Source organism: Acetobacteraceae bacterium, assembly GCA_004843345.1.
In the GTDB taxonomy this organism is placed as follows: Bacteria; Pseudomonadota; Alphaproteobacteria; order Acetobacterales; family Acetobacteraceae.
Map to the genome: position 1 here is coordinate 891,011 of CP039460.1, position 11,862 is coordinate 902,872.

Annotated in this window: 16 protein-coding genes; 8 read left to right on the forward strand and 8 right to left on the reverse strand. The window is 43.8% G+C overall.

The window, feature by feature from the left end:
• Position 1: 1 nt before the first annotated feature.
• On the reverse strand, positions 2-250 hold the full coding sequence (locus FAI40_04500) for a hypothetical protein (protein ID QCE34668.1): 249 nt from the start codon (positions 248-250) through the stop codon (positions 2-4).
• Between the two features lie 49 nt (positions 251-299).
• On the opposite strand from FAI40_04500, the gene FAI40_04505 reads away from it, so the two are divergent.
• From FAI40_04505 to FAI40_04515, 3 genes are all read left to right on the forward strand, one after another.
• Positions 300-530: a hypothetical protein gene (locus tag FAI40_04505; GenBank protein QCE34669.1), complete on the forward strand. Its 231-nt coding sequence runs from the start codon at positions 300-302 to the stop codon at positions 528-530.
• Entirely contained in the window at positions 512-796 is a 285-nt protein-coding gene (locus FAI40_04510) for a hypothetical protein (GenBank protein ID QCE34670.1), read from the forward strand. Before FAI40_04505 ends, FAI40_04510 begins: the two co-directional genes overlap by 19 nt.
• Before the next feature lie 138 nt (positions 797-934).
• Entirely contained in the window at positions 935-1,291 is a 357-nt protein-coding gene (locus FAI40_04515) for a hypothetical protein (protein QCE34671.1), read from the forward strand.
• Positions 1,292-1,305: 14 nt separating this feature from the next.
• Here the strand turns inward: FAI40_04515 and nrdG are convergent, their stop codons facing one another.
• Positions 1,306-1,770: an anaerobic ribonucleoside-triphosphate reductase-activating protein gene (nrdG, locus tag FAI40_04520; protein QCE34672.1), complete on the reverse strand. Its 465-nt coding sequence runs from the start codon at positions 1,768-1,770 to the stop codon at positions 1,306-1,308.
• Between the two features lie 37 nt (positions 1,771-1,807).
• Positions 1,808-3,946: an anaerobic ribonucleoside-triphosphate reductase gene (nrdD, locus tag FAI40_04525; protein ID QCE35744.1), complete on the reverse strand. Its 2,139-nt coding sequence runs from the start codon at positions 3,944-3,946 to the stop codon at positions 1,808-1,810.
• 218 nt (positions 3,947-4,164) lie between these two features.
• On the opposite strand from nrdD, the gene FAI40_04530 reads away from it, so the two are divergent.
• Both FAI40_04530 and FAI40_04535 read left to right on the forward strand, forming a co-directional pair.
• Complete coding sequence (locus FAI40_04530) at positions 4,165-4,611, forward strand: DUF4054 domain-containing protein (protein ID QCE34673.1); 447 nt, start codon at positions 4,165-4,167, stop codon at positions 4,609-4,611.
• A gap of 15 nt (positions 4,612-4,626) precedes the next feature.
• A complete protein-coding gene (locus tag FAI40_04535; GenBank protein ID QCE34674.1) occupies positions 4,627-5,076 on the forward strand; it encodes a hypothetical protein in 450 nt (149 codons plus the stop codon).
• Here the strand turns inward: FAI40_04535 and FAI40_04540 are convergent.
• Both FAI40_04540 and FAI40_04545 read right to left on the reverse strand, forming a co-directional pair.
• The gene (locus tag FAI40_04540; GenBank protein QCE34675.1) at positions 5,061-5,759 is read right to left on the reverse strand and encodes a hypothetical protein; all 699 of its coding nucleotides are present in this window, start codon (positions 5,757-5,759) and stop codon (positions 5,061-5,063) included. The two genes, FAI40_04535 and FAI40_04540, sit on opposite strands and share 16 nt — an antisense overlap.
• 40 nt (positions 5,760-5,799) lie before the next feature.
• Positions 5,800-6,459: a hypothetical protein gene (locus FAI40_04545; protein QCE34676.1), complete on the reverse strand. Its 660-nt coding sequence runs from the start codon at positions 6,457-6,459 to the stop codon at positions 5,800-5,802.
• A 356-nt stretch (positions 6,460-6,815) separates the two neighbouring features.
• Here FAI40_04545 and FAI40_04550 point away from each other — a divergent pair, with 356 nt between their 5' ends.
• Positions 6,816-7,286 (forward strand): hypothetical protein, encoded by a 471-nt coding sequence (locus tag FAI40_04550; protein QCE34677.1) that lies wholly within the window; start codon positions 6,816-6,818, stop codon positions 7,284-7,286.
• 311 nt (positions 7,287-7,597) lie between these two features.
• Here the strand turns inward: FAI40_04550 and FAI40_04555 are convergent, their stop codons facing one another.
• Positions 7,598-8,374: a hypothetical protein gene (locus tag FAI40_04555; GenBank protein QCE34678.1), complete on the reverse strand. Its 777-nt coding sequence runs from the start codon at positions 8,372-8,374 to the stop codon at positions 7,598-7,600.
• A gap of 2 nt (positions 8,375-8,376) precedes the next feature.
• Complete coding sequence (locus FAI40_04560) at positions 8,377-9,156, reverse strand: hypothetical protein (GenBank protein ID QCE34679.1); 780 nt, start codon at positions 9,154-9,156, stop codon at positions 8,377-8,379.
• Positions 9,157-9,217: 61 nt separating this feature from the next.
• Between FAI40_04560 and FAI40_04565 the strand changes: the two genes are divergently transcribed.
• Both FAI40_04565 and FAI40_04570 read left to right on the forward strand, forming a co-directional pair.
• A complete protein-coding gene (locus FAI40_04565; GenBank protein ID QCE34680.1) occupies positions 9,218-9,694 on the forward strand; it encodes a hypothetical protein in 477 nt (158 codons plus the stop codon).
• Positions 9,672-11,009, forward strand: coding sequence for a hypothetical protein (locus FAI40_04570; GenBank protein QCE34681.1), 1,338 nt, complete (start codon positions 9,672-9,674; stop codon positions 11,007-11,009). Before FAI40_04565 ends, FAI40_04570 begins: the two co-directional genes overlap by 23 nt.
• Positions 11,010-11,078: 69 nt before the next feature.
• Here FAI40_04570 and FAI40_04575 read toward each other — a convergent pair whose 3' ends face one another.
• Positions 11,079-11,840: a hypothetical protein gene (locus FAI40_04575; GenBank protein ID QCE34682.1), complete on the reverse strand. Its 762-nt coding sequence runs from the start codon at positions 11,838-11,840 to the stop codon at positions 11,079-11,081.
• Positions 11,841-11,862: the final 22 nt, after the last annotated feature.

Consider the following 11,862-nt stretch of genomic DNA (forward strand, 5'->3'; position numbering starts at 1 on the left):
ATTATAATCCCGACCAGCCCAGAGCGCCTGCCGGAACACCCGAAGGCGGAGAATGGAAAGAAAACGCAACCACAACAGCACAACAGGCCGTTTCTAAAAAAGCGCCTGCGCCAAAAAATAAGCATGATCCTGAGAAAATCGAAAAAGAGAGACAGGAAAGATGGCGGGCAAATCCTGCACCAGATGCCATCGAACCGTGGGACTTACCCTTTGACATTGCAACTTCTGTGACGCCGAGTAGTGCGTCCAAGCTTCTCTTTAAAAATTCTGGCAAAATATATACCCTGACGAAAGAGGCTTTGTTTGATTTAAGCCGCTTTTTAGGGAAAAATGCGCCGCATGAAGCCCTTGCTGGTGCAGAGCATCTCTCTTTCAAAAATCTTTCTAAAGAGCTTTCCTCTCAAAATCTACTTAAAAAGCAAGTTGGAAAAACAGAAGAGGGTAAAGTCGCAACCAAAACGGCGCAAAAAAGCCGTAAGGCCGAAAACCCCCTGCTCAAAAAACTTCCGCTATGGGAGAAATACGCCTAAGCTCTTCCTTAGAAGAACATGAGGCCGCAGGTGGGCATATGCTTCGACACCATTCTCCCAGAAGTCCAGAAAAACTGCGAGAACGCTTTCACGAACCAAAACCGCCAAGAGCTTCCTCTTGCTTTTCAAGCACCCAACTCATGAAAGAAACAATCGATAAAGCGCTTAAAGACAATGAAAAAACCATTCGGCAATGGCTTCTTAATCCGAAAGGAAAAGAAAGACTTAAACTGGAGGTCAAAATGCATAAAAAAAATTGGCATTAGCGTTAAACCAAATACCAAAGGGGTTGAGGAGAAATCGAACGCTACTTTTATTCTAAAACGAAACCCTAAAATGCCTGAACAATTCCATATTTTAACAGGCTATCCAAAATGATTTAATTAACCACAAAAGAAACTAAAATGACAAAAGAACCATGGGAACACTGGGAAAAGATTTGTCCTAACCTTACAGATTTTTTAGAAGTTCAAGTTGGACAAGATTTTGAGCTTTTTGGTGATACACTTAAAGAAATCATTGCCAATTATGTCTCTGATTACACTCTCAAAACCTCTCAGAAAACACTTTCAGAGCTTAAAAAACTTCTGCCCCTTTTTCGAAAAGGGAAAATCAATCCTGATCAATTTTTAAATGAAATTAATGACGGAAAACTCTACGAATATGACGATGTACCCACCCTCCAATATTTTGAAGATATATGCACTTTTCTCAAAAAAGAGATTGAGCAAAAAATGAAAGAGGAAAGGGAAGCAGTATAAAGCTTTTCTACCTGCTAGCTTAGCCGATGAATGACTTGATTGCTGCTGCCTCGCCAGAACAGGGCTGGGTCTTTGAGTTCCTCGACAAATTTCCCATCAATTAAAACATCTATAAAATCAAGAATCTCTGCCTGTGCTGCCGTTAAATTTTCCTTTGTGTATCCCGTCCAAAGCCAAACATCCTTAGAAGGGCATTCTGTTTTAACCCGTTTCACCAGCTTTAAAATTGCAGGCACGTTGTGCGGGTGAAGAGGGTCTCCCCCTGACAAAGAAAGTCCTTGGCGTTTAATCCGCTGATCTTTCAAATCCGTCAGAATGCGATCCTCAATCTCTTGGGTGAAAGGCAGGCCAGAATCTGGCTTCCAAGTGGTTTTATTATAACAGCCTCGGCATTTATGCTCACAGCCCGCCACAAAAAGGGTACAGCGCGTCCCCTCTCCATTCACAACATCGACAGGGTAATATTTGTGATAATTCATGCGCCTCCCCTCAAAGCCTGTTTAACAAAAACCCTTCCTAGCCAAGCTGGCCATTGTCCAAATGTTTCACACGGCGTTTCACCTCTTCCTGCTTGCCAGCATTAAAGGGGCGTGCGTCAGGACTGCCCAGATACCCGCAAACACGGCGTGTCACAGACACCTTGGCAGAATCATGATTGCCACATTTTGGACAGGTAAAGCCTTTGCTCGTGCATTCAAATTCCCCCGAAAAACCGCATTCATAACATTCATCAATCGGAGTATTCGTGCCGTAATAAGGCACAGAGCCATAGCTGTAATCCCAGACATCCTCTAGGGATTTGAGATTATGCTGGATATTTGGATATTCGCCGTAGCAAATAAATCCCCCTGTTGCGAGGGAAGGATATGGCGCTTCAAAATCAATTTTATCATAAGGATTCACCTTTTTCTCAACATCAAGGTGAAAACTGTTTGTGTAATAGCCCTTATCGGTTACCCCTGAAATCAGGCCAAATTCCGCAACGTCCAAACGGCAGAAACGGTCGCAGAGATTTTCGCTTGGCGTGCTGTATAGGCTGAAGCCATAGCCTGTTTCTTTTTTCCAGTCATCTGTCGCCTTTCTCAAACGTGCGACAATTTCCACGCCCTTTTTCCGCAAGTCTTCATCATCAAAAATATGTGTTTTCCCGCCAAAAAGCGCATTGATTGTCTCATGAAGGCCGATATAGCCCAAAGAGATCGTGGCTCGGCCATTTTTGAAAATCTGCGAAATATCATCATCTGCTTTGAGACGGACACCACACGCCCCTTCCATATAGAGAATGGGGGCAACTCTGGCTTTAATCCCTTCTAAGCGGGCAATACGGGTCATCAACGCCTTTTTCGCAATTTCCAGACGATCGTCCAGCAACGCCCAAAAACGGCTTTCATCGCCTTTGGCCTCCAGAGCAATCCGAGGTAAATTCACACTAATCACCCCGAGATTATTGCGCCCATCATGGATTTTCTCGCCATTTTCCTCATAAACACCGAGGAAACTGCGGCAGCCCATCGGCGTTTTAAATGAACCTGTCACTTTCACGACCTGATCATAATTAAGAATATCAGGATACATGCGCTTGCTGGCGCATTCTAAGGCCAACTGCTTTACATCATAGTTCGCATCTCCGTGGGTACGGTTGACCCCCTGACGGATAACAAACACTAATTTTGGGAAAACAGCCGTTTTATGATTTTTACCAAGCCCTGCAAGACGGTTGCGAAGAATGGACTGCTGAATCAGGCGTGCCTCCCAGCTTGTGCCAAGGCCAAAGCTAAACGTCACAAACGGCGTTTGCCCGTTGGCCGTATGAAGCGTATTGACCTCATATTCCAGCGATTGGAAAGCGTCATAGCACTCTTTTTCCGTACGGGACTGCGCATAGGCCTCGACATCTGAAATCCCCCATTCTTGGGCAATCTGTTTGTGTTTTTGATAGCTGATTTTAACGTAAGGCTCTAAAATCTCATCGATACAGTTAATCGTTGTCCCACCATAAATATGACTGGCGACCTGCGCAATAATCTGCGCTGTCACAGCGGTGGCGGTGGAAATAGAGCGTGGCGGTTCAATCTCTGCATTTCCCATTTTAAAGCCCTGCGTCAACATGCCCTTCAGGTCAATCAGCATGCAGTTAAACATCGGGAAAAAGGGCGAATAATCTAAATCATGGTAGTGAATTTCGCCTCTTTCATGCGCCAGAACGACATCCCGGGGCAAAAAATGCCGTTTTGCGTAATGTTTCGCAACAATACCCGCAAGAAGATCACGCTGTGTCGGAATGACTTTACTGTCTTTATTCGCATTTTCATTGAGCAAAGCTGGATTATTCTGCTCCAAAAGGCCCGAAATTTCCTGCGTTAAACGCCCACGCTGTTCACGGGCGACATCTCTGTCATGGCGGTATTCAATATAAACCCGTGCAAGCTTTTTATATGGGCCTGCCATGAGCTGGTTTTCAACCGCTTCTTGAATCTCCCGAATATCGACTTTTTTCTGACCTTCTAATTGAGAGGCAACTTCTCTTGCAACAGTGACGCAATAATCAGGGTCATCAATCCCTGCCGCTTCCGCAGCATGCTGGACGGCTTCCCTGATACGGATTTCATTAAATAAAACCTGGCATCCATCCCGTTTAACGACCACTGGCTTCACCACAAAACGCTCCTCTAATTTAGAGTAAAAAAGTCCGTAATTCAGCGCTTTTTTCAATCTTTCAAAGGCGACTACGGCAGGTGAAACCATAACAATTTCACAAGCGCTTTTATACCCATTTTTCTTTTTTTTAGACCTTGATTTTCAAAAAAGCTGGCTTCCTAACGTGTCGCTCTGTTGAGTTTTTTTCCTTTTATTTTTTTAAGAGAATTTTCTATATGACAATCCCTTCAAATCAAAGCGGATGTTTCTCTTTTGACGCAAGTGCGTGGAAGGCAACCTTCCCCCTTTTTTCATCCCTTAGCGATCCACAGGCCGAATTTTATTTTAACTGCGCCTGCGATTATTTAAACAATACGCCTGCCTCTCCTGTACGCAATCTCGCCCAGCGTGAACGGCTTTTATGGCTTTTAACCGCCCATCTTGAGCAATTAGGCCTCACGGCGGATCAAGACGCTGAAAATGCGCCCAATGGACTTGTCGGACGTATTTCCTCCGCCAGCCGAGGCTCAGTCTCCCTCAGCACAGATGGGAGCGGTATTCCCCGCAATGGCTGGTGGTTTGCCCAAACGCCCTACGGGGCAAGCTTCTGGCAGGCCACTTTACCCCTGCGCCAAATGCATCTCCTCCCCGGCAGACCGCATTTTGCCAGAATTTTTCCTTAAGGAGATGCGTTTAAAATGTGCCGTTTATTTGCCAGTACCTCCCGTTTCCTTAATGGACTCAACCACATGCAGAAAGTAACCTTACGTGTTTCTGCTGGATGTACCAAAAGCGCTGATTACGCCTTGACGCCTGCTTTTGAAGATTACAGCGTTCTTGCAGATTTGCAGCAGCTTGATTCAGGTTCGCTCCAACTCTCCCAAAATCTCAGCCAGCAGGCCGAAATGCGAAGCGCCTATCTCAAAGGCGTTTGCCATGCGCTCAACCGCCCCCTCCAAGTGGGCGGAGACCGCCTGATTTTAAAAGACGGCTCTGAATGGCTGATTACCAGCCTGAACGAAGCGTGGGATGGAAAAGAAGACTGGTGCAAAGTCACCCTCACCCGACAAAATCCTTCCCCCTCTTTAATTAAACAAATAAATTCAAAAGAAATGGACATAAAACAAGAGGATCAGCTTTCGAAATGAAGCTGTAAACCATGCGTGCCTTTTTTTAAGGTTTGATTCCATTTCTGATGCGCCCGCTTGAAATAAGCTGCATTCTTCCTAGGATTGATTTCCTGCTGGAATTTCACATAGCCATCTTGTGAATCATGCTCAATCGTAACCGCCGCCCGGCCCTGCGTAACGGCAGTCAAATGATGCGCCACTATGAGCTTTGCCAAATCTTGTTCCCGCCGTTCCTGCACTGCAAGATCAGTATCATCTGTCCCTGTGGAAAGCCGTCCATCCACACAGGAGAAATTGCCGAGGCTTAGAGATTCCCCATCCTCAAACCAAAGCATTAAAGGCAGTCCCTTGCATTGGAAAACTTTGGGAGTAAAGGCAATTTTGGCCCTTATCCGTGGACGAAAAACAGATCCATGCTGAATTTCCCAAGGAAGCGGCGTATTCCGAGGTGTGAAATTCATTTCCGCATTGATATAATCACCTATTTTTGACGTTAAACTTGGGATTTTTTCACCGCTTTCATCGGTGATTTCTGCCAAACTCCACTTGCCTTCAAAACTCGCAACAAGGGTTGTATTGGGCGGCGCTTGGGGCGCTGTGCAATCCACCGTCAAATCGGCAGGATCGCACGCAGCGCAAAGGAGAAAGGGCAGAAAAATCCCGACCAGAAATGCTGTAATTCCTCTTTTTCCCTTTGTCATTTTACACCTCAAATGCCCAAAATCATGTTTTTAAGAAAATCTATTTTTCCTCTGTTTTCCCATAAGGTTTTTTCAAATCCGCATCCCATTTTTTACGCATCCTTTTGGTAAAAGCGGAATGGCCTGAAAGATCGGTTTCTTTCTGATATTTTTCGACCTCAATCTCATCTTCACTCTGGAAAATCAGCGCTTTTTTACCTTGGCTGATAGCGACAATCAGATGCTTGCTTAAAATCTGCGAAAGGTGGTTTTCCCGAAAACGGTCCTCTACCCGGTCGCCTGTCCGTGCCGTTGCATAAAGGCGCTCTTCGGTACAGGAATTTTTACCCAATTCAAAAAATTCCCCATCCTCAAACCAGAGTTTTAAAGGCCCGTCAGGACAATCGAGCAAATTACGGCTCACCGCAAAATTGACGAGCGTCCGAGGCATATAGATGACCTTATTGAGATATTCCCATGCCATAGGCGCATCCGCCAAGGCAAAGGCCAGCTCATTCTCTGCACCGCTGGTAAATTTTAAAACAGGCGGACGCTCTGGACGCTCTATAACCTGCCACTTGCCTTTGAAATTTTCGATTGCCTGATCACTTTCGGGCACAAAGGCGGCAATGCTTTTCTGTGGCAGGAAAAGACTGAAACAAACAAAAAGAAAGCCAAAAAAACAGAATTTACCTGTTAAAGTGCGAGAATACGGTGTCATTGTCCTGTTCCTCTGCCCAAAGAAGCCTTGGCAGAACCCCTTTTGGATAAAAAATAAAGAAGCTGTCAGGTTACCACTAAGTTTTTTCTCCCTTCAAGAGGGGTTGAAAAGATAAAATAACACTTTTTTAAAAAATTTTGCGACTTAAAAAAACCTTTTTAACCGCAGAAATCTAAGGAAAAATGGTGCTATGGGGAAGCATTTTCCCCTCTAGGCAAAAGCGCGCGCCAGATTTACCTTTTTCCCATGATCGAAGAAGAACGTCTCTTTGATTCGGCCCACGCCTAAACGATAGGCATGCTGGGCTTTTCTTTCACTAAAATAATTTTAAATTACATTTTTAAGGATAAATTAAAATGCTTAAATCCACTGAATATCTTGTTGAAGAGGGCGCTGACAAAGGCAAACTCTTTGTCATTACCCGCATGTCCGCTTTCGCAGCCGATGAATGGGCCAGAGACATTGTCCGAGGCTTGGCTGCGGCTGGAAATAAACTCCTAACCTCTTCCATCGACCTTGGGGTGGGAAGCCTCGCCAATGTCAGCTTTGCCCTTTTTGGCGCAATGCACAAAGAGGATGTTGACCGTGCGCTGCTGCTCTTGCGGGAATGCTGTCAAATCAGACGAGATGCCAGAAATCCGCTGGTTGAGCCAACCAAAATTTTGGAGGTCGATATTGAAGACCCTCAGACCATTAAAAATCTTTATGTCAAAGCCTTTGAGCTTCATGTGGATTTTTTAAAGGCCGCCGCAGAGCTGATTTCTCCGATTGTGGCGGCAATGGCAGCGGAGGACAACAAAGGAAAAGAAAGCCCTGCCGCTACGTAAATCTCTCTTTGCCCATTGGAAATGTCGTGGGGGCAGGATTGGCAACCTTGGAAGAGTTAAAAACCATCTATGACAGCGAGGAATTATGGGATCTTTGGGAAATTTTTCTCGTGGACCGCTATAACAGCCTCTAAAAATTAGGAGAAGCGCCGAAATAGGCGCTTCTTTTTTTACTTAACAGAAAGAAAAGACTGCACTTTGTCCCATAACAGGGAAAAGCGACAGTCCCAAAACAACCGCAAAAAGACCTGATTTTTTTTGCATTCACCTCCTCCTTTTCACTTAGTGGAAACTTTTTTTAACTTAAATTATTAAGGAACTTTTCCTTCCTGTTTCATCTTCAGAAGATTTTCATGATTATATTTGAGGGTGTAATACATGCTTCCCTCTGGACGCATCATCTCCTGAAATTTCTGGATTGCTGGATCGTCTGCTGGGTAGTCTAACAGGATAGATCTTTTGCCCGAGCTAACAGCAACAATACGATGCTTACTCACCAATTCTGCAAACGCATGCTGTCGATCACGCCGTTCCGCATAGGGAAAATTATCAGCAACATGGGTTAACATAATATTTTCTTGACCTCCTATACAGGCCTTATCAAATCCATCTTTACCATCATCAGTTTTAATATCGTCCACCACAAAGGATTGACCATTTTCAAACCACAATGTCACCGCACCACTGAAACAGGGAAAATATTCCTGCCCTATTTCTAAGCGTGGCAGCACTCTTATTTTAAAAGGCTCATATGAATGATCTTTTATCTTTCTTCCATCTAGAGCCCCTGGTACTACCCAAAAAAAGATACTCACCCGATGTGAATTAAAATGAAGTCGTGGGGTCTCAGGCCAATCACCGTTTACTGGATCTGTTTTAAAACGCCACCCATCTTTTATCGTCGCAACAGGCGTTGTGTTTGGGGGGACAAAAAGTGCTTTTTTCTGCACTTTTTCTTTTTTACACAAATAAAAATCTGTTTGATCCAGAGGTTTACAATCCACCATTTTAGGCTCTGCACTTTGCCCCATAACGGGGAAAAGTGACAGTCCCAAAACAACCGCAAAAAAGAGTGGGAGTCTCGGCATTTTCATTCGGAATCTTTGCCCTCACGCTCAATTTTCAGCTCATAATCATGATAATATTTGAGGTTGTAATATAAATCGCCGTCTGGCTGAATCAGCTCTCGAAATTTCTGAACAGCGGGGTCATCTTCGGGATAGTCTAGCAGAATAGATCTTTTGCCAGAGCTTATGGCCACAATGCGATGATTTATTAATAATTTTGCAAATTCATACTCCCTATCACGCTTTTCTGCATAAGGTGTGTTAATAGAGATATCTGAAATCATTGTATTATCTGGATCTCCACGACAAACACGATCAAAACCATCTTTACCGTCATCATTTTTAACATCTGATACAATAAAAGATTGGCCGTTTTCAAACCAAAGCGTTACTGCCCCGCTGAAACAGGGAAAATATTCCTGCCCTATTTCTACATTAGGAACAACCCTTAATTTGAAAGGCTCTGGCGTATGGTCTTTTATTTTTTTACCAGCCATAGCTCCTGATTCAACCCAATATCGAATTTCTACCCGATGGGAAGAAAACATTACATCGGGCACAGATGGCGAAAGCCGCTCTGGTGGCTCAATTTTAAGATTCCACTCCCCCTTCACCGTCGCCACAGGCGTGGTGTTTGGAGGGACAAAAAGTGGCTTTTTTACAAGATTTTCTTTCTCACAAACAAAATATTTTGTGTCCTGAAAGGGCTTGCAATTTATCATTTTAGGCTCTGCACTTTGTCCCATAACGGGGAAAAGCGACAGTCCCAAAATAACCGCAAAAAGACCTGATTTTTTTTGCATTCACCCCTCCTTTTCACTTAGTGGAAACTTTTTTTAACTTAAATTATTAAGGAACTTTATCATGCCTTCACCAGTCCAAACATACGCTATCGGATTCGGAATTGGAGCCTTAGAAGATTTCATAAAAGATTCTATCAAGGGCTACGTAACAGATCTGTCTGATTTCCAAAAACGTATCAAACAAACACAACCTTTTTCAGAATTTCAATCTGTTGCAACCTCCCTCAATCTCAATGCGCAAGAACTCTATCAAACAGAGCAAGCTTCCCTTTCAAAAGGTGGCGTAGCTGGGGAAGCAGTTCATTTCTGGCAAAACTTACAAAAACAAGTAGATACAAACCCAGCTGAAGCAGAAAGAGCTGCCAAACATCTTGGATTAGAAAAATTCGATAAAGATGGACAAGGACGGGTTTCTGGCGACACATTACAAAAATTTCAAGATGCTTATCATGCCCATAAAGGGGACAAAACATTCGAAAAAAAATTTTCGAACGGGGTTAGAGCAGGTTGGTATCATGCCCGGTTCTGGGATTTATAATATGATTACCAGCGATGAGCCCTTAAAAACGCAACAGGAACATTTCAAGACAACGACCCCTAACGATACGCTTTTTAAAGAAACGCAAAATAATCTCTCGGCGCTGACGTCAATGAAAAGTAAGGAGGATTTTGACAATTTAAAGAAGGTCAAAGGATTTATCAGAGAAGTCAACGCCATCGAATTTTCTAAAAATATTCTAGAAAACGAAAGAACAGGAAGCGTTTTTGAATTGATGATTCGCTTAGGCCTTCTCATTAAACTTTTATATGATCAACATAAAAATGACAAAGACCCGCCAACAGGTACACCACCAAGCGCTTCTGCGCCTGTTACACCTTCTGTTAAGGCTCTTCCGGTTCCAAGTGACAAAAATAGGCCACAAATAGCAAACGGGGATGCATCTGAGGGAAAAAGCTCTTTTCTAGGATCTACAATGTATAAAAGTTTTGTAGAGAGTTTCGAAGAGCTACAAAAGGGAAAGACATACTCAGATCTTCCTTTTCCCCTCAATCATCTCCGACTAAATCCGGACTCAAAAAAGGAAATTGATGATTTTGGCCAAAGACTACATGACGATTTTGAAAGAGAAAAAACAGCTATAAAAAATACGATTAATATGCTTCATGTTAATATGCCTCATATAGATACCAAACAAGCTATTGAAGCTGCTGCTGCTCTCTATCTAATTTCAAAAACAGTGGGCAATTCCGCGCTCAAATTTGTGTTTCCAGCATTTTCATTGATGCCGATGAATCAATTTGATCAATTCGATCTCAATGCCAAAAATGGCAAGACAACAAATCCTTTGGCAACTGTGGCCTATTTTCCCGAAAATTCTGCAAACTATCCTAATGCCAATGCGCCTCATGCTAATGCAGATCAGGGATTTACCCTTAGCAACGCTGTTTTCTTAACCAGTACCTCACCAACAGGTCAAAATTATAGCGCAAAAGGGGCTTCACCTATCATTCTTCCTGGATTTCCAAGGGAAGCAAGGGCACAAAATAACTTTTTTGTTCCTAAAATGAATCCTATAACACAGGAATCTGGAATCTATCCCGCCCCTTATGGAAACCATTTTGTATCTTATGAGAAGGTCGCAGATACACGGCCAGAAGATGTCAGACTGATGAATGCGACCCTCTATTCTGGGGCCTCCCGACCAGTGGAAAGTGAGACCTATATTGGGAATATTAACATTTATGATGCGAAAACAGACGATACGTTTGAATTCGCACAACAGGTGGAGGCTGTCATTACCAGCGCCCTTAACAGGACGAGCAATATTTTCAATCCCAATATTGCCATTTAACAGCGAAACCTCTGCAAAAAGGAAAGCTTTCTTTCCTCATTTGCGCAGGTCACATTCTGGGAAAAGCCGTTATTTCTTTCGGCTTAGCATATCCTGAAACTCTTTTACGGGGGCTTCTTTTTCATAATCGAGCAGAAACACAAGATTTCCTTGTGTCAAGGCAACAGGTCTCGAACGGGCTAGGGCTTCCGCCAGCGCATAGGCCATGAGCGGTCTTGTAGCCGCATCATTCTTTTCATTCAGGGCAAAAACCCCTGTATAATCTGGATTTGCTGGCAGTCCCGGCAAGGGTTTATAATTTTTATCCTGTACAATCAGGGCAAAAGAGCCGTCCTCAAACCAGAGTTTCATCGGCGATTGGGCGTTTAAATCCTTTTCCTCTGACAAAAGGACTTTTCCCGTCATTTTGGGCTTAAATTCGTCCTGTTTGTCCTGATTTTCTGTTTCCCATACTGTCGGTTCTTTGTTCTCCCTCAGAGAGATCATTTGCTGATCGTCTTTGCCACCGAAAAAGATTAAGGAATTTCCTGTATCTTGGTAGGAAACCGCCCATTCCCCCTTAAAAATATCCGCTAAGCTAGCGGATTCTGGCAAGAAAGAAGGAATTTTTAAGGGCGTTTTGGGAGAAGCCTCTGGCGGTGCGTCTAAGTCTGCCTTTGCCTCTGTACTGATTTGTGTGCTGGCTTTGTCCGGCGTATCTGCCTGCGTCTGCAACTCTGGCACAGCAGGGAGAGGAGGGATTTCGCTTTCGGTTTGCGCCTGTGCCATACCCGAAACACAGCCTGCCCCAAAAAACAGCATTGTCAAAAACGCCTTTGACCTTGTCCCCATTTTACGCTCCACAAAAGAAGTT